Source organism: Streptomyces sp. NBC_00207 (genome assembly GCF_045160965.1).
Taxonomy (GTDB): Bacteria; Actinomycetota; Actinomycetes; order Streptomycetales; family Streptomycetaceae; genus Streptomyces.
This window is the reverse complement of sequence record NZ_CP130715.1, coordinates 8,280,938-8,296,273: the sequence shown is the minus strand read 5'-3', so window position 1 is coordinate 8,296,273 and position 15,336 is coordinate 8,280,938. Positions and strand designations below refer to the sequence as shown.

The following is a 15,336-nucleotide window of genomic DNA, read 5'->3' as shown; positions in this document are numbered from 1 at the left end:
CGGCAAGGGCGGGGCCGGGGGCTGTGGTTCAGGCGCGGATGGCCATCAGGAGCAGGGGGGTGGTGGTGGGCTGCGGGGATCCGCCCGCGGGTTCGAGGGTGAGGCCGACGGCGCCGGCGCCGGCGGTGTCTCCGTCGATCAGGACGGTGCCGTCCTGGCCGATGAATCCGGCCGGGCGCATGCTTCCCCCGTGGTCGAGCCACAGCTGGTACGTCTTGCCCGTGGCCGGGGCGGGCAGGCCGGTGGCGGTGAAGACGGCCTTGTTCTGCCGGTCGGAGGCGACGACGGTGGTGAAGGCCCCGTTACTGGCCCGCCCGTGAACGGTGCGGGCGTCCGGGGCGGCCAGTACGGTGCTCACGTCGTCGAGGCGCCGCTCGCTCTGCCGGGCCTGCTGTTCGAGCTGCCGCTTCTCCTGGTTCTGCCAGGCGGCCAGGCCCGCAAACGACGCGGCGGCGGCCAGACTGGCAGCCAGGGCCAGAGGGACCGCCCTGCGGCGCAGCAAGCCGCGGAAGGAGACCGGGGAGGCGGTGGGGACGCGGGGCGGGAGCTGGCGGATGTGGTCGAGCGTCGCCATCGTCCGCTGTTTCATCACGGTGGGCGGGACCTCGGCCGCGGCAGCTGCCAGGCGCGCTGCGGTGGCCTCGAAGTCGGCTGCGTCCCGCCGGCATGACTCACACCCGGCGAGGTGCGCGGCGAACTCCTCGCGCTCATCGGCTTCCAGGGCGTTCAGCGCGTACGCGGCAGCCAGGACATGGACCTCGGATGCATGGTGTTTCATGCGGTCACCCCCATGCAGTCGCGAAGCCGGATCAGTCCGTCGCGCATGCGTGTCTTGATGGTCGGAAGCGGCGTGCGGAGCGTTTGGGCGACTTCACGGTAGGTGAGGCCCCGGTAGTAGGCCAGGGTCACGGCCTGGCGCTGGAGCTCGGTCAGACCGCGCAGGCAGCGCCGGACCTGCTCGCTCTCCAGACGGGTCTCGACCTGCTCGGCCACCTCGTCGAAGGCCGTTCGGTGCTCGCGTGCGGCCTGGGCGTGCTCACGGTCGGCGGCGGCCTGCGCCGAGCGGACCCGGTCGACGGCCCTCCTGTGGGCGATGGTCGCCGCCCACGTGTTCACGCTGCCGGAGTCCGGCCGGTAGCGGGCGGCCCGGCGCCACAGATCGAGCATGACCTCCTGCGCGACCTCCTCGGACTGGGCCCGGTCGCGCACGACTCTGATCGCGATCCCGAAGACCATGGGCGCGAGAGCGTCGTAGAGGGCCGAGAAGGCCTCCTTGTCGCCGCGGGCGACCCTCTGCATGAGCTCGGCGAGGTCGGCACGGCCGGTGTGCCCTGCGGAACCGAGCGGGAGGGCCTGGTTCACCGGGTGGACTCCGGCTGTGGCGACCAGGCGAAGGGGCGGCCGGGGCCGGCCGCCCCGGGGTGGGGTGTCCATCGCATGGCGGTCCTTGTCGTAGAGCGGGCCGAACCACCGCCGTGGGGCGGTCCGGCCACGGAGCCGTGTGGGTGTCTGACCGGTACTTCGTAGACGAAGGGCGTACGGATGGGAGGCCATTGCCGACAACCCGGGGGTGCAGGCTGCGGCCGCGTACGCGCCCGGTGTCGGCTCGGGCAGCCTGGTCCAGGTCCCCGTCCTCATCTTCGGCCCCGGGCCCCGCACTTGGTGGCCTCATTCCTTCCTTGTGAGGTTCTGCGGAGGGGTCGGGACGTGGGGCGCCCCTGTACGCAGGCCCTGACGTGCTCGGGAACGGAGGCCGCCACTCGTTCGGGTGACAGACCAATCCGCCGGGTGGGTCGAGCCGAATGCCGGGTGTGAGCAGCTTCCGCAACACCATCATCCGCACCGCACGCGGCGCACTGGCCGGGCTTCTGGCCGGGTTCACCGCGCTGGCCGCGGCCGAGCTGGTGGCGGGTCTGTTGCGGCCGGCCGCCGGACCGGTGACGGTGGTCGGTGGCGCTGTCATCGACCGGACCCCGGCCTCGGTGAAGGACTTCGCGATCCGCACGTTCGGCGAGGACGACAAGCTCGTCCTCCAGCTCGGCATCCTGCTCGTGTCGGCCCTGTTCGCGGTCGTCCTGGGTGCTGTGGCCCTGCGCCATCGGAGCGCGGGGGCGGCCGGGGTCCTGGTGCTCGGGATCGTCGGCGCGGCCGCGGCCCTGAGCAGGCCCGACTCCGGCGGGGCCGGTGATGTGCTTCCCTCGCTCACCGGCGCCCTTGCCGGCGCTGCCGTCTTGTACGTTCTGGCGGGCAAGGCCACCCCCGCCGGCTCCCCGTCGGGTGATGAGGGCACCGGGGGCGGCTGGAGCCGGCGGGGGTTCCTCACCGCGGCGGCCGTGACGGCCGCGGCCGCCACCGGTGCAGGCGCGCTGGGTCGCGCCCTGTCCGGGCGGCAAGGCCGGGGCGCCGTCGCGTCCCGCAACGCGCTCGCTCTGCCCGCCCCCGCCTCACCGGCTCCCGCGGTTGCGTCCGGGGCCCAGCTGAAGGTTCCGGGGATCAGCGGCTTCACCACGTCCAACCGGGAGTTCTACCGGGTCGACACCGCCCTGGTCGTCCCGAAGGTCGATGCGGCCACCTGGAGGCTGCGCATCCACGGCAAGGGCGTCACCCGTCCCCGCAGTTACACCCTCGACCAGCTCCTGGCCCGCCCGCTGATCGAACGGGACATCACCCTCACCTGCGTCTCCAACGAGGTGGGCGGCCCGTACACCGGCAACGCCCGTTGGCTCGGTGTTCCGCTGGCCGGCCTGCTGGCCGAATGCGGTGTCAAGCCGCCGTCGAAGGGCGGCGGGGCCGACCAGCTGGTCGCCCGCTCCGTGGACGGCATGACGCTCGGGTCCCCCGTCGAGGACCTCATGGACGGACGCGACGCCATGCTCGCGGTCGGAATGAACGGCGAGCCCCTCCCCTTCGACCACGGCTTCCCCGTGCGCATGCTCGTCCCGGGCCTGTACGGGTACGTCTCCGCGTGCAAGTGGATCACCGACATCGAGCTCGCCACGTTCGACGCCTACGACCCGTACTGGGTCACACGCAAGTGGGCTCGCCGGGCTCCGGTCAAGACCCAGTCGCGCATCGACACCCCCAGGCCGTTCGCCCGCCCCGCCGCCGGCACCGTCGTGATCGCCGGAGTCGCCTGGGCCCAGCACCGCGGCATCACCCGCGTGGAGGTCCGCGTCGACGACGGGCCCTGGCAGGACGCCGACCTCGCCGCCCAGGACACCCTCGACACCTGGCGCCAGTGGTCCCACCGCTGGCAGGCCACCCCGGGCGGGCACACGCTCGCCGTCCGTGCCACCGACGGCACGGGAGCGGTGCAGACCGAGCAGCGCGCCCGGACCGTCCCCGACGGGGCGAGCGGCTGGCACAGCGTCTTCGTCACCGTCCCCTGAGACCACCGGACCGGCCTCACCGACGCACGGTCCGGCACGAACCACCCCAGCCATCCGAACCATCTCTCCCGAGGAGAAATGATCATGAACAGCATTCAGATCCGCCGTGCCGGTATCGCCGTGGCCGCAGCCGTCCTGCTGCCCTTCTCCCTGGCCGCCTGCTCCGATGCCTCCAGCGACACCAAGGCCGCCCCGGGCGCGGCCGCCGGCGACCCGGCCACGACGGGTGGGAGCACCCCTGCCGGAGACGCGATGACGACGGAGCAGCCCTTCGGCCCGGCCTGTGCAGGCGTACCGAGGGAAGGCGCCGGCTCCTTCGACGGGATGGCCAAGGACCCGGTCGCCACTGCCGCGTCCAACAACCCCGCACTGTCCACCCTGGTCACCGCGGTCAAGCAGGCCGGTCTCGTGGACACCCTGAACAATGCCAAGGACATCACCGTCTTCGCCCCGACCAACGACGCCTTCGCGAAGATCCCGAAGGCCGACCTCGACAAGGTCCTGGCCGACAAGGAGCTGCTGACCAAGATCCTCACCTACCACGTCGTCGGTCGGAAGCTGACTCCGAAGCAGCTGGAGAACGGCTCCTTCGAGACCCTGCAGAAGGGCATGGTCACCACCAAGGGCTCCGGCGAGGCCTACAAGGTCAACAACACCGCAGGGGTGGTGTGCGGCAACGTGAAGACCGCCAACGCCGACGTCTACATCATCGACACCGTCCTCATGCCGAAGTAGCAGCCGGCGGCGGCCGTCCGTACGGCAGCGGCCCAGCCAGGTGTGGAACTGCGTGGCGCCGTCACCGCAACACCTCCTCCAGCGCGTCCCGCAGCGCTTCGGGGGAGGTGAACACATGGCCCTGGAGGCCCAGTCGGCGTGCGGCGTGCACGTTCTCGGGCCGGTCGTCGACGAACAGGATCTCCCCGGGCGGCAGTCCGAGCTCGCGGATGCACCACTCGTAGGCGGCGGGCTCCGGCTTGGCGCTGCCGATCCGGCAGGACAGTCCGCGGACCGCGAACCGCTCCAGCCACGGCTGGGTGGCCTCGTAGAGGACGGCCAGGTCCTCGGGGATGTTGGAGAGGAGGCCGAGCACGATTCCCCTGTCGGCGAGGAGGCCGAGCAGGTCCACGGTGCGGTGGTCGACCTCGCTCCAGCCGGCCAGGTCGGCGGCGGTCAGCTCGTCGGTCAGCCGGCGGTCGCACGGGACGCCCAGTCGCGCGCAGACCGCCCGCCAGTAGCCGGGCCCCGTCACCTCGCCGCGGTCGTAGGGGGCCGCTGTGACCAGTACGCCGCCCAGAAGCGGTCGGGGTCGCCGCCGGCCGTGCGTTCCAGGAGGGCCATGGACTCGGGCGACTGGACGCGCGCGATGACACCGAACAGGTCGAAGAGGACGGCTTTCATCCTTCGGTTCCTCACGTTCTACGGGTTCAGGGTGTGGTGACGGAGTCCGTGCGCGCGGGGTCGCGCGGCTTGGGCGTGCCGCCGGGGTCGGGGGCGTTGCGGCGCAGCCACAGGCTCAGCGCGCCGCAGACGACGGCGAGCAGGAACAGCAGCAGCGGCGCCGTCTTCACCTCCATCGTGTCGATGACCGCGCCCAGCAGGGGCGGGAACGCCACCCCGCCGATCATCGAGGCGGCGATCACGTAGGCGCCGGCGGCGGCCACGCCGGGCACGGCGCGGTTCAGCCAGGGCAGGCAGGTCGGGAAGATCGGCGCGATCATCAGGCCGACGCCGAAGTACGCGTACGGGGCGAGGGCCGGGACCGTCGCCAGGAGGAGGAAGCCGGCCATGCCGGCGCAGCAGACGAGGAGGATCGACGGCGCGGACCAGCGCAGGCTGATCGGCGCGGCGACGAACCGGCCGATGGTCATGGCGGCCCAGTAGGCGGAGGTCGCGGTCGCGGCGGTGGCGGCGCCGTATCCGACGGCTTCCAGGTGGGTGGGCTCCCAGCCGCCGACGCCGGTCTCGATGGCGACGTGCAGGACGTAGACCCCGATGAACACCCCGATGATCGGAAGCACCCGGGCGCCGCCGGTCGAGGCTCCCTCCGCGGGGGCGGGAGCGGGCTCCCGGGCGGCCACCCCGCCGAGGGTGACGAGGATCAGCAGGCTGATCACGCCGGTGCCGACGAAGATCTCCGGGTAACTGTCCGCCCCGAGCCGGCCGATCAGGGCCGGGCCGGCGATCGCGCCTATGCCGAAGTGCCCGTTCAGCAGGTTGAGCATGGCGGTGCTCCGGTGCCCGAAACCGATGGCGAAGAGGTGGTTGAGGCCGTAGTCGATGCCGCCGAAGCCCAGGCCGATGACGAACGTGCCGGTGAGGGCGAGGGCCCAGCTCGGGGAGGAGGCGAAGACGACCGCGCCCACGGCCATGAGCACGTAGGAGCCGCCGAGCAGCGCCCGGTTGGTCAGGTGGCCCCGCAGGAGGTGGTAGACGAGCACGCCGAGGAGGGCGCCGACGAAGTGCGCGCTGAGGCTCAGCCCGGCCACGGCCGGACTGATGCCGTACTCGGCCCGCAGGGCCGGGATCGCCGGACCGTAGAGCGCCTGGAGGGCGCCGATCACCGCGAACGCCAGGCACGAGGCGACGATCGCGACGGTGCTGAGGAGGGGTTTCCCTCCTTCTGGCAGGCCGGCCTCGCTGGTGACGGTCACGGATCTCCTCATCGGTCGCGGCCGAATGAACACAATCAACGTTCACAGCGGCAGAAAATTCACACTACTTCGCTCACGTTACACACCAAGAATGTTCGTTTCAACAGTGTGGATGTGCGGAATGCTCAACGAGACGCCCCCGCCGCCCTATGTGCTAAAAGCAGACACATGAACGTGATGGAGAGGCACAAGTTCGTCGTGGGACTGCTGATGCAGCAGAACCGCGCGACGGTGGCCGAACTGGCCCAGGCCACCGGGGCATCCGAGATGACCATCCGCCGGGACCTGGAGGTATTGGAGTCCCGGGGAGCGCTGCGCCGGGTGCGCGGCGGTGCCGTGAGCAGCCTGCCCGGCGGCGTCGAGCCTCCCTACGCGATCCGGGCCATGTCCGGAGCACAGGCCAAGGAACGGCTCGCGCGCGCCGTCGTCGAACTGCTCACCGACGGCGAGACCGTCGCACTGGACACGGGCACGACGGCTGTCGCCGTCGCGAAGGCCATGTCGGACCGTCAGTTCACCGTCGCGCCCCTCTCACTGCACGCGGCCTTCGCCCTGTCCGCGCACCCCGGCATCCAACTGGTGATGCCCGGCGGACAGGTGCGGCCCGAGGAGCTGTCCTTCTACGGCCACGCACCCGTGCAGACCTTCAAGGACCTGTGCTTCGACACGTTCATCCTGGGCTGCTGCGGGGTCGACCCCGTCCAGGGCGCCACCGCCTACAACCTCGAAGACGTACAGGTGAAGCGGGCAGCGGTCGCCTCCGCGCAGCGCGTGATCCTCGTCGCGACCGCCGACAAGATCGGCCGTGCGGCACTGGGCCGCATCTGCACCATGGAGGAGATCGCCCTCGTCGTCACGGACGCCCCCGCGGACTCCCCCGCGGTCGAAGCGCTCCGCGACCGGGGCGTCGAGGTCGTCCATCCGGCGGACGACTGAACCCGGCAGTTGCCCGCCGGCGCCGCGCGGGTCGGCCGGGCGCGGCCGACCACGCTGCCCGGCGACGTGCCGGCGGGACGTTTTTTGTCCGCGGGACAGAAGCTTTCCCCAGGGCAGCGCCCTGCGCGGTAGCCTCCGCAAGGGGGCCGCCCTCCGGAAAGTCTTTTCCGAAAGCGTGCGTTCGGAGGGCGCTGCACTCGAAATCGACCGGTACTCGCCGCCCCGCGGGCACCATGCACCTGCCGTCGTCTGCGCACCGCGCACTCCCTGGAGGACACACGTGAAGGACTCGAAGGACAGGCTGGAAGCACTGCGGACCGAGATCGAGCGCCGCAACCCCGCACAGCCCGAGTTCCACCAGGCCGTACGGGAGGTCCTCGAGACCTTGGCCCCCGTCTTCACAGCCCGGCCCGAGTACGCCGACCCGGCCGTGGCCCTCGTGGAGCGGCTCACCGAGCCCGAGCGGCAGATCCTCTTCCGCGTTCCGTGGCAGGACGACCGGGGCCGGGTCCACGTCAACCGCGGCTACCGCGTCGAGTTCAACAGTGCGCTCGGCCCGTACAAGGGCGGCCTGCGCTTCCACCCGTCGGTGGACATCGGTGTGGTGAAGTTCCTCGGCTTCGAGCAGATCTTCAAGAACGCGCTGACCGGCCTCGGGATCGGCGGCGGCAAGGGCGGCAGCGACTTCGACCCGCACGGCCGGTCGGACGCCGAGGTCATGCGGTTCTGCCAGTCCTTCATGACCGAGCTGCACCGGCACATCGGCGAGCACACCGACGTGCCCGCCGGGGACATCGGTGTCGGCGGCCGCGAGATCGGCTACCTCTTCGGCCAGTACCGGCGCATCACCAACCGCTGGGAGGCCGGCGTCCTGACCGGCAAGGGGCAGGGCTGGGGCGGCTCCGCCATCCGGCCGCAGGCGACCGGCTACGGCAGCGTGCTCTTCGCCGCCGAGATGCTGAAGGTCCGGGGCGAGTCGCTGGACGGGCTGACCGCAGTGGTCTCCGGCTCCGGCAACGTCGCGCTCTACACGATCGAGAAGCTCCAGCAGCTCGGCGCGAACCCGCTGACCTGCTCGGACTCCCAGGGCTACGTCGTCGACGACAAGGGCATCGACCTCGCACTGCTCAAGCAGGTGAAGGAGGTCGAGCGCGGGCGCGTGAGCGAGTACGCGGAACGGCGCGGGTCCTCGGCGCGGTTCGTGCCCGGCGGGCGGGTCTGGGAGGTGCCGGCGGACGTCGCCTTCCCCTCCGCCACGCAGAACGAACTGGACGCGCAGGACGCCCGTACGCTCGTCGGGGGCGGGGTCAAGGCGGTCTCCGAGGGCGCCAACATGCCGACCACCCCCGAGGCCGTACGGATCCTGCAGGAGGCCGGGGTCGCGTTCGGGCCCGGCAAGGCCGCCAACGCGGGCGGGGTCGCGGTCAGCGCCCTCGAGATGAGCCAGAACGCCGGCCGGGTGGCCTGGAGCGCGCAGCAGGTGGAGGACGAGCTCGCCGGCATCATGCGCTCGATCCACTTCGTCGCCCACGAGACCGCCGAGCGGTACGGCGCCCCGGGCGACTACGTCACCGGCGCGAACATCGCCGGCTTCGAGCGGGTCGCCGACGCGATGCTGGCGCAGGGCGTCATCTGATCCGGCGGGCACGCCGCGCCCGGCTGCACCGGGCGGGCCTGCTGCGCTCGTGACCTGGTGGAGCGGTCCGGGACGTGCCTCCCGGGCCGCTCTGCCGCGTCCCGCCTCCTCGCGGGTGCGGCCGGGCCCCTCAGGCGTAGTAGCTGAGGATCACCAGCAGCGCCGTGCATTCCGCGAGGAGCTGGGTGGTGAGCGCTGCCTGCCGTACCTGGCGGGCGGGTGCGGCCAGGGCGACGATGAACGCCACGGCGCCGATGCCGGCGCTCCAGACGAACAACCACCCGGGCAGCCCCTTGGTGCACTGGACCCCGTGCGTGATGCAGCCCGACACCTGCACGGACGACAGGAGCAGGACGCCTGCCGCCAGGCAGGCCGCGGGGAAGAGCGCGGCCGCCAGGCCGGCCCAGAGGCGGGAGCGGTCCCTTCCCGGGAGCGTCGCCCGGTCCGGGGGAATCGCTGAGGTGGAGGCTGTGTTCATGCCCTGATCCAACAGGGACTTCAGGCCCGGCACAGTCCGTCCGGCTACTCAGCTGCACGTGCGCCCGTACTCACCCCGCGCGCACGGTGGCGGCGGTGGAGGTTCAGGGTGACGACGACCGCCACGCCGAGGGTGAGGTGCATGAGGGACAGTGCGGCGACGGTGCCGCCGTCGGCGTCGGACGACAACGGGCCGGCGACCGACAACAGTGCCAGCCCACCGCCCGCGTACTGCGCGATCCGCAGGAACACCGGCTTCCACATGGCCGTCAGGAGGGCAGCGCCCGTCCCGACGACGAGCGGGACGACCGAGGCGCCGATGACGCCCCCGACCGTGATCGGGTGCTCTTCGCCGCCGTCGGCGACGATGAGCGAGGCACCGGCCAGCCTGGCGACGGCGAGAACGATCAGATTGACCACGGCCGCACCGACCGCGCCGGCGACCAGCGCCTTCCACCAGGTGAGGCCGGAACGGCGGACCGAGGGTGCGGGGGAAACGGCGGGCCCGGCGGGCCCGGAACGGGGAACGGCACTGCTCGACATGAGACTTCCTCCAACGTGAGAGCTGCTGCGCCGCGCCACGGCCGGCGGCACACGAGGAAGCCTCCGACCCGAACCTCACTTGAGGTCAAGCCCCGCCCCGGCCCTGCGAGATCAGAGCGGGCCTGCCAAATGGTTTGCCGCCGAGCAGCCCGGTCGGATAGGAACCTTGCATGTTGAGGGGCAGAAAAGTCGGGCTCAGGGCCCGGCACGAGGACGACATCCCGATCCTGCAGACCGAGCTCTACGACGACGTGGTCAACTACTCGCGGTCCGAACTGCGGCCGTGGCGGCCGATCACGCCCGGCTCGAAGGAATCGCGGCTGGTGGTGGACGACAAGGAGCAAGGGCACGTCTCGTTCTCCGTCGTGGAGCTGGACGGCGGCTCGCTGGTCGGCACGGTGACGCTGTGGGGCATCGACGACCACAACCGGTCCGCGCACATCGGGATGGGGCTGCGGCCGTCCTCTCGCGGCAAGGGCTACGGCACCGACGTGGTGGCGGTGATGTGTCACTACGGCTTCGTCGTGCGGGGCCTGCAGCGGCTGCAGATCGAGACGCTGTCCGACAACGCCGCGATGCTGCGCGCCGCCGAGCGCAACGGCTTCGTCCGCGAGGGCGTGCTGCGGTCCTCGGCCTGGGTGATGGGCGAGTTCCTGGACGACGTGCTGCTCGGACTCCTCGCCCAGGACTGGAAGCCGGACTCGCAGGGCTAGGCCGTCCCTTCCGGATCACGCCGGTCCCGGACACCGGGCTGTCAGTGCCCTTTGGCAGCATGAGCCCATGAGCAAGGTAGTGAACTACAGCATGGCGAACCGCGGCGAGGTCGTGCACTTCGTGCCTGCCCAGGACCTGACCGCCGACGAATCACGGCGCCTGGACAACATGCGCGTCAGGGCGAAGGCACGTCAGGACAGCCTCGATCACCAGGGCGTGGACTGGGGGCTGTCGGTCCCGGACGCCCTGGAGGAGCTGGTCTCCGGCCGGGCCGACTCCTCCGCCGATTACGCCGGCTGCGCCTACTACGCGGCCCTCCAGATCATCATCGACCACAACGCGAGCGACAGCTCGACCCTGGCGAGCTACCGGAGCCCCGTCACCTACTTCTCCGCCCTGGACGACGCCCTCAGCTCGGCGGGCGTCCCGGCCGACCTGCTGCCCTACCAGTACGTCTTCAGCGGCCCGCCCTCGGAGATCGGGTTCCACATACCCCATCCCCTGGAGGGCTCACCGGAGATCGGCTGCTGGCCCCTCGCGAAGGCCGGCCCCGCGGTGGAGGCCTACCGCGCGGTGCTGGACCGCGTCGACGCCGATCTACGGTACGACCTCGGGGAGCTCATCGAGGCCCTCGACGGCTGGGCCTCGGAGTGGAACGAGGGCGAGGGCGCCTGGTGGTGGGCCGAGGACGGCTCGATCTTCTTCTCGATCACCGGCTGACCCACTGCGGTGGATGGTGGCGGTCTTGTCGTCGCGAGTGGCCGGGCCGCGCCACTGCTTGAGCTTGTTGGTGCAGCGCTCGACCGTGTTCCGCTGCTTGTAGGCCTCGCGGTCGAAGGCCGGCGGACGGCTGCCGAGCCGGCCGAGCCGCTTGCGGTTGGCGACCTGGTCCGGGGCTTGTGGAACCTCATCGAAGCCGGAACCGGGGTCCGGTTCCGGTGCCGCGGGCCTGGTGCGTGGCATCCTGTGGGCATGACGTCCGAGGTCACGGCCGCGGCGTGGGCGGCACGACAGGTCGCCCGGGTCCGCGATGACGCCGCCGGGCGGACGGCCTTGATGGAGCGCTGCTATTCCGGCCCGTTCGGCAAGGCGCCCCGGCACCTGCCGTTCCGCCGGGCTGCGTTGTCGTTCATGGGCTGGCAGGTACGGCGGGGCGTGCTGCGGCCGCCGTCGGACGACCGGCCCGGCAGTCCGTGGTGGCGTGCGGTGAACGAACGCATTCTCCGGGACGGCTGCGAGGCGGTCGGCCTCAGCGGCGGACTTTCCGGGCCGGCCTCCTCGCGTACGGTCGACCACTGGCTGTCCTTCGCCGACCGCCCCACCGCCCGGGCCTGGTACCGGGCGCACAACGGGAGCGTGGTCGCCGCCTATCTCGAGAACCGCGGCCTCGCGGAGGCGGAGAACGAGGCCGAGCGGTTCTTCATGAACGTCGTCCTCTGCCGCGTGCTCTACGCCCACACCCTCGTCGCGGCGCCCCGGATCTCACTCGGCCCGCTGCGTCCGCTCGCCCCGTTCCTCGGTGATCCGAGGCTGGGCATGACCGGGATCTTCTTGCAGCTGTCGCGTGTGCTCCCCGACGAGTACCCACTCGGCGGCACGGTCCAGTCCCACCTCGAGAGGGAGATCGGGTTCGGCCGCCTCCTCGATTTCGGGATGATCGTTCCGCGACTGCAACAGCTCTACGAGTGGTCGGCCCACGAACTCTCGGCGCCGGGCCTGCTCGGCTGCGTCCGCGACGGAGCCCCGATCTATGCCTGGCCGTTCGAGGAACGGTACGTCTGGCAGCCTCCGCGCTCGTTCGTCCTCCGGATGGTCCATCGGACGCTCCCGCCCGCACGACTCGCCCCGCCCGGTCCGTAGCCGCCCTCCGGGGTCAGCAGCCTCCGGAACGGGCCGGGGCGCCGATGGTGAGGGTCGTCGGGGCTGCGCAGCAGCCTCCGCCGGTCTCGTCCGCGGCCTCGGGCTGGTCGAAGAGGCCCGCGCCGCCGCAGACTCCGGTCTCGGGGAGGGTGAGTTCGACGCGTTCGGCGGCCTCGTGGTCGCCGGCCAGGTGGGCTGCGATGGAGCGGACCTGTTCGTACCCGGTCATGGCCAGGAAGGTGGGGGCGCGGCCGTAGGACTTCATTCCGACGAGGTAGGCGTCCTTCTCCGGGTGGGAGAGCTCGTTCACGCCGTGGGGGTAGACGGTGCCGCAGGAGTGCTGGTTGGGGTCGATGAACGGGGCGAGTGCTGTCGGGGCCTGGAGGCGCTCGTCGAGACCGAGTCGGAGCTCGTCGAGGAAGGAGAGGTCGGGGCGGAAGCCGGTGAGGACGATGACCTCGTCGACCGGGTCCAGGCGGCGGCCGTCCTCCCCGACGAGGATGACGAGGCCGTCGCCGTCCCGCTCGACGGCGCCGGTGCGGAAGCCGGTGACCGCGTCCGCGTACCCGCCGTCCACGGCGGCCTTCGCGGCGAGGCCGAGGGCTCCGCGGGCGGGGAGCTGGTCGGCCTCGCCGCCGCCGAAGGTGGAGCCGGAGATCCCGCGGCGCAGAATCCACGTGGCGTGAGTCCCCTGGCCGTCGTCGGACTTGGCGAGGTCGGCGAGGTAGGCGAGCGCGGTGAAGGCCGAGGCGCCGGAGCCGATGACGGCGGTGCACCGACCGGCGTAACGGGACCGGACGGCGGGGTCGTTGACGTCGGGGATGCGGTAGGAGATCCGGTCCTGGGCCGCCTTCTCGCCGAGGGCCGGCAGGCCGCTGCCGCCGGCCGGGCCGGGGGTGGACCAGGTGCCGGAGGCGTCGATGACGGCGCGCGCCAGGACTCGTCGTTCACGTCCGTCGCCGGTCTCGTACTGGACCACGAAGGGCCGGCTTTCGCGGTCGGCGTCGACGATGCGGTCGCGGCCGGTGCGGGAGACGCCGGTGACGGTCGCGTCGTAGCGGACCTGCTCGCCGAGGACGTCGGCGAGGGGCTGGAGGTAGCGCTCGGCCCAGTCCCCGCCGGAGGGGTAGGCGGCCGGGTCGGGCCTGACCCAGCCGGTGGGGGCGAGGAGCTTCTCGGCGGCCGGGTCGACGACCTCGCCCCAGGTGGAGAACAGCCGTACGTGCGACCACGCGCGGACGGCGGATCCGGCGGCGGGGCCGGCCTCCAGGACCAGGGGTTCGATGCCGCGGTCGACGAGGTGTGCGGCGGCCGCGAGTCCGGTGGGGCCGGCCCCGATGACGACCACGGGCAGGGCTTCGGTGGATGCGTTCACGACGGGGCTCTCCTTTGATTCGACGATTGCCGATGTCCTGAACTCCAGCGTGGACACCATATCGACGTTCGTCAACATAGACATCTGTCGAAGTTGCCGGGATGATGGACGCATGACGACGAAGGTGTTGCCGCTGCTGCAGCCGGAGACCGTGGCACCGTGCTGCCCGCCCCTGTCGGAGCGTCCGCTGACGGCCGAGGAAGCCGAGCGGACCGCGGTCATGTTCAAGGCCCTCGGGGACCCGGTGCGGCTGCGGCTGTTCTCCCTGGTGGCCTCCCATGAGGGCGGGGAGGCGTGCGTGTGCGACATCTCCGACGTCGGCGTCTCCCAGCCGACGGTCTCCCACCACCTGAAGAAGCTCCGCGAGGCCGGACTGCTGTCCTCCAAGCGGCGCGGGACCTGGGTCTACTACCGGGTCGAGCCGTCCGTTCTCGCTGCCATGGGCCGGCTCCTCACCCACGCGGCCACTACATGACCATCACCATCACGCCACTGACCCGCGCGCACGCGGACGAGGTCCTGGCGATCTACCAGGCCGGTATCGACGAGGGCAACGCCACCTTCGAGAGCACCGCCCCGACCTGGGCGGACTTCGATGCCGCGAAGCTGCCCGAACACCGCTTCGCCGCGCTCGACGCCGACGGCAGGGTGCTCGGCTGGATCGCCGCCACCAAGGTCTCCGACCGCTGCGCCTACGCCGGAGTCGTCGAACACTCCGTCTACGTCCACCCCACCGCCCGCGGCCGCGGTGTCGCAGGTCAGCTCTTGGCGGCCTTCGTGGAGTCGACCGAGGCCGCGGGGATCTGGACGATCCAGTCCGGGATCTTCCCGGAGAACACCGCCAGCCTCGCCGTCCACGCGCGGGCCGGCTTCCGCGTCATCGGCACCCGCGAGCGCATCGGGCGCCACCGGGGCGTGTGGCGCGACGTCGTCCTGCTGGAGCGGCGCAGCCCGCGGATCGGCTGAACGTCTCGACTGCGTAGAGGGCGGTGTTGGCGGCCGTGCCGATGGCCCATCCGTCGCTGCGCCCAAGAGCTCCTGTGGGGCGTTGTCGGCTACGCAGCGGCGGTGACGGTCAGGATGGTTCCGGTGACCCGTGCGACGAGACGCATGTCGAAGCCGTTCTCGGCGAGGGTGCCGGTGGACTCCTGCGGGCCGTCCGGCTTGTCGGCGATGGCCAGTTGCGCGGAGATCCACTCCTTGTGCCGAGTGGTCGCGTTCCCGTTCAACGCGATGTCCGCGCACTCCGCCAGTGTGGCTGCGACCTTCTCCGACATCGAGTTCAGGGCCATGCACTCGATGTGACGCGCCCGGCCGTCGTCATCGCTGCTCATCCGCACCCAGAGGGTGTACCCCTCCGGGAGGACCCGCTTCGCCTCCATGGGTCCCTGGCCGTAGCGGCCCGTCCTGTGGACCTCCATGCCCCACCGCGTGGCGATCTGGCCCATGATCGCGTCAGCCTTGGGACCGGGAAACGCCGGGGAGCTCCACGTCTTCGTCGGCGAGGGTGAGGGCGTGCCGGACGCAGGTGACGGCGAGTGCGCGGCGCCCGTCGGCTTGCCCGACTGATCGCCACTGGCCGTACAGCCGGCCAGCAGGAACACCGAACACACCAGCAGGCCACCGACCACACGCATACGGACGCGGGTGGCGGCTGATCCAGGCCGGCTGGTGTGCTCGCTCATGAGGCGCCACCTTAGCCGCACCGCCCGTCCCGCCCCTCCTTGATTTCCCACGGTCGAATCCCGGCCGTGG

Annotated in this window: 18 protein-coding genes and 1 pseudogene; 9 read left to right on the top strand and 10 right to left on the bottom strand. The window is 71.5% G+C overall.

Annotation, left to right across the window (positions count from 1 at the left end):
• Positions 1 to 28 precede the first annotated feature (28 nt).
• Together OG472_RS38425 and sigK are read right to left on the bottom strand one after the other, a co-directional pair.
• Positions 29 to 778, bottom strand: coding sequence for an anti-sigma factor (locus tag OG472_RS38425; protein WP_401606178.1), 750 nt, complete (start codon positions 776 to 778; stop codon positions 29 to 31).
• Positions 775 to 1,434, bottom strand: a complete 660-nt coding sequence (sigK, locus tag OG472_RS38420; RefSeq protein ID WP_405942708.1) for an ECF RNA polymerase sigma factor SigK — start codon at positions 1,432 to 1,434, stop codon at positions 775 to 777. The genes OG472_RS38425 and sigK overlap by 4 nt, the downstream gene beginning before the upstream one ends.
• Before the next feature lie 368 nt (positions 1,435 to 1,802).
• Between sigK and OG472_RS38415 the strand changes: the two genes are divergently transcribed.
• Positions 1,803 to 3,389 carry a sulfite oxidase gene (locus tag OG472_RS38415; protein ID WP_405942707.1) on the top strand — a complete coding sequence of 529 codons (1,587 nt, stop codon included), beginning with the start codon at positions 1,803 to 1,805 and terminating at the stop codon, positions 3,387 to 3,389.
• 84 nt (positions 3,390 to 3,473) lie between these two features.
• Entirely contained in the window at positions 3,474 to 4,124 is a 651-nt protein-coding gene (locus tag OG472_RS38410) for a fasciclin domain-containing protein (protein WP_405942706.1), read from the top strand.
• A 61-nt stretch (positions 4,125 to 4,185) separates the two neighbouring features.
• Here OG472_RS38410 and OG472_RS38405 read toward each other — a convergent pair whose 3' ends face one another.
• The 3 genes from OG472_RS38405 to OG472_RS38395 are packed head-to-tail and all read right to left on the bottom strand — an operon-like array spanning position 4,186 to position 6,040.
• Positions 4,186 to 4,638: an HAD family hydrolase gene (locus OG472_RS38405; protein WP_405942705.1), complete on the bottom strand. Its 453-nt coding sequence runs from the start codon at positions 4,636 to 4,638 to the stop codon at positions 4,186 to 4,188.
• Positions 4,635 to 4,787 (bottom strand): hypothetical protein, encoded by a 153-nt coding sequence (locus OG472_RS38400; RefSeq protein WP_405942704.1) that lies wholly within the window; start codon positions 4,785 to 4,787, stop codon positions 4,635 to 4,637. Before OG472_RS38400 ends, OG472_RS38405 begins: the two co-directional genes overlap by 4 nt.
• Positions 4,788 to 4,813: 26 nt before the next feature.
• Complete coding sequence (locus OG472_RS38395; RefSeq protein ID WP_405833681.1) at positions 4,814 to 6,040, bottom strand: MFS transporter; 1,227 nt, start codon at positions 6,038 to 6,040, stop codon at positions 4,814 to 4,816.
• Between the two features lie 168 nt (positions 6,041 to 6,208).
• Between OG472_RS38395 and OG472_RS38390 the strand changes: the two genes are divergently transcribed.
• Positions 6,209 to 6,976, top strand: a complete 768-nt coding sequence (locus OG472_RS38390) for a DeoR/GlpR family DNA-binding transcription regulator (protein ID WP_401606164.1) — start codon at positions 6,209 to 6,211, stop codon at positions 6,974 to 6,976.
• A gap of 280 nt (positions 6,977 to 7,256) precedes the next feature.
• A complete protein-coding gene (gene gdhA / locus OG472_RS38385; RefSeq protein WP_405942703.1) occupies positions 7,257 to 8,612 on the top strand; it encodes an NADP-specific glutamate dehydrogenase in 1,356 nt (451 codons plus the stop codon).
• A 130-nt stretch (positions 8,613 to 8,742) separates the two neighbouring features.
• Here gdhA and OG472_RS38380 read toward each other — a convergent pair whose 3' ends face one another.
• Complete coding sequence (locus tag OG472_RS38380; RefSeq protein ID WP_401606159.1) at positions 8,743 to 9,090, bottom strand: hypothetical protein; 348 nt, start codon at positions 9,088 to 9,090, stop codon at positions 8,743 to 8,745.
• Positions 9,091 to 9,134: 44 nt separating this feature from the next.
• Positions 9,135 to 9,632 carry a DUF6069 family protein gene (locus OG472_RS38375; RefSeq protein ID WP_405942702.1) on the bottom strand — a complete coding sequence of 166 codons (498 nt, stop codon included), beginning with the start codon at positions 9,630 to 9,632 and terminating at the stop codon, positions 9,135 to 9,137.
• A gap of 170 nt (positions 9,633 to 9,802) precedes the next feature.
• On the opposite strand from OG472_RS38375, the gene OG472_RS38370 reads away from it, so the two are divergent.
• A complete protein-coding gene (locus OG472_RS38370; protein ID WP_401606154.1) occupies positions 9,803 to 10,345 on the top strand; it encodes a GNAT family N-acetyltransferase in 543 nt (180 codons plus the stop codon).
• A gap of 67 nt (positions 10,346 to 10,412) precedes the next feature.
• Positions 10,413 to 11,066: a hypothetical protein gene (locus OG472_RS38365; RefSeq protein ID WP_405942701.1), complete on the top strand. Its 654-nt coding sequence runs from the start codon at positions 10,413 to 10,415 to the stop codon at positions 11,064 to 11,066.
• Between the two features lie 18 nt (positions 11,067 to 11,084).
• Here the strand turns inward: OG472_RS38365 and OG472_RS38360 are convergent.
• Positions 11,085 to 11,252, bottom strand: a pseudogene (locus OG472_RS38360) (IS5/IS1182 family transposase); the annotation flags it as partial.
• 66 nt (positions 11,253 to 11,318) lie between these two features.
• Between OG472_RS38360 and OG472_RS38355 the strand changes: the two are divergent.
• Entirely contained in the window at positions 11,319 to 12,206 is an 888-nt protein-coding gene (locus OG472_RS38355; RefSeq protein WP_401606152.1) for a hypothetical protein, read from the top strand.
• A 13-nt stretch (positions 12,207 to 12,219) separates the two neighbouring features.
• Here the strand turns inward: OG472_RS38355 and OG472_RS38350 are convergent, their stop codons facing one another.
• A complete protein-coding gene (locus OG472_RS38350; RefSeq protein WP_405942700.1) occupies positions 12,220 to 13,581 on the bottom strand; it encodes an NAD(P)-binding domain-containing protein in 1,362 nt (453 codons plus the stop codon).
• Between the two features lie 112 nt (positions 13,582 to 13,693).
• Between OG472_RS38350 and OG472_RS38345 the strand changes: the two genes are divergently transcribed.
• The gene (locus OG472_RS38345) at positions 13,694 to 14,056 is read left to right on the top strand and encodes an ArsR/SmtB family transcription factor (RefSeq protein WP_405942699.1); all 363 of its coding nucleotides are present in this window, start codon (positions 13,694 to 13,696) and stop codon (positions 14,054 to 14,056) included.
• Positions 14,053 to 14,547 (top strand): GNAT family N-acetyltransferase, encoded by a 495-nt coding sequence (locus tag OG472_RS38340; RefSeq protein WP_405833671.1) that lies wholly within the window; start codon positions 14,053 to 14,055, stop codon positions 14,545 to 14,547. Before OG472_RS38345 ends, OG472_RS38340 begins: the two co-directional genes overlap by 4 nt.
• Positions 14,548 to 14,636: 89 nt before the next feature.
• Here the strand turns inward: OG472_RS38340 and OG472_RS38335 are convergent, their stop codons facing one another.
• Positions 14,637 to 15,266 (bottom strand): hypothetical protein, encoded by a 630-nt coding sequence (locus tag OG472_RS38335; RefSeq protein ID WP_405942698.1) that lies wholly within the window; start codon positions 15,264 to 15,266, stop codon positions 14,637 to 14,639.
• Positions 15,267 to 15,336 lie beyond the last annotated feature (70 nt).

Bases quoted from the DNA above. Each gene is read 5' to 3' on its own strand.
- OG472_RS38365 (WP_405942701.1), top strand. From the start codon at position 10,413: ATGAGCAAGGTAGTGAACTACAGCATGGCGAACCGCGGCGAGGTCGTG.
- OG472_RS38415 (WP_405942707.1), top strand. From the start codon at position 1,803: ATGCCGGGTGTGAGCAGCTTCCGCAACACCATCATCCGCACCGCACGC.
- sigK (WP_405942708.1), bottom strand. From the start codon at position 1,434: ATGGACACCCCACCCCGGGGCGGCCGGCCCCGGCCGCCCCTTCGCCTG.
- OG472_RS38400 (WP_405942704.1), bottom strand. From the start codon at position 4,787: ATGAAAGCCGTCCTCTTCGACCTGTTCGGTGTCATCGCGCGCGTCCAG.
- OG472_RS38370 (WP_401606154.1), top strand. From the start codon at position 9,803: ATGTTGAGGGGCAGAAAAGTCGGGCTCAGGGCCCGGCACGAGGACGAC.
- OG472_RS38390 (WP_401606164.1), top strand. From the start codon at position 6,209: ATGAACGTGATGGAGAGGCACAAGTTCGTCGTGGGACTGCTGATGCAG.
- OG472_RS38355 (WP_401606152.1), top strand. From the start codon at position 11,319: ATGACGTCCGAGGTCACGGCCGCGGCGTGGGCGGCACGACAGGTCGCC.
- OG472_RS38380 (WP_401606159.1), bottom strand. From the start codon at position 9,090: ATGAACACAGCCTCCACCTCAGCGATTCCCCCGGACCGGGCGACGCTC.
- OG472_RS38345 (WP_405942699.1), top strand. From the start codon at position 13,694: ATGACGACGAAGGTGTTGCCGCTGCTGCAGCCGGAGACCGTGGCACCG.
- OG472_RS38335 (WP_405942698.1), bottom strand. From the start codon at position 15,266: ATGAGCGAGCACACCAGCCGGCCTGGATCAGCCGCCACCCGCGTCCGT.
- OG472_RS38375 (WP_405942702.1), bottom strand. From the start codon at position 9,632: ATGTCGAGCAGTGCCGTTCCCCGTTCCGGGCCCGCCGGGCCCGCCGTT.
- OG472_RS38410 (WP_405942706.1), top strand. From the start codon at position 3,474: ATGAACAGCATTCAGATCCGCCGTGCCGGTATCGCCGTGGCCGCAGCC.
- OG472_RS38425 (WP_401606178.1), bottom strand. From the start codon at position 778: ATGAAACACCATGCATCCGAGGTCCATGTCCTGGCTGCCGCGTACGCG.
- OG472_RS38340 (WP_405833671.1), top strand. From the start codon at position 14,053: ATGACCATCACCATCACGCCACTGACCCGCGCGCACGCGGACGAGGTC.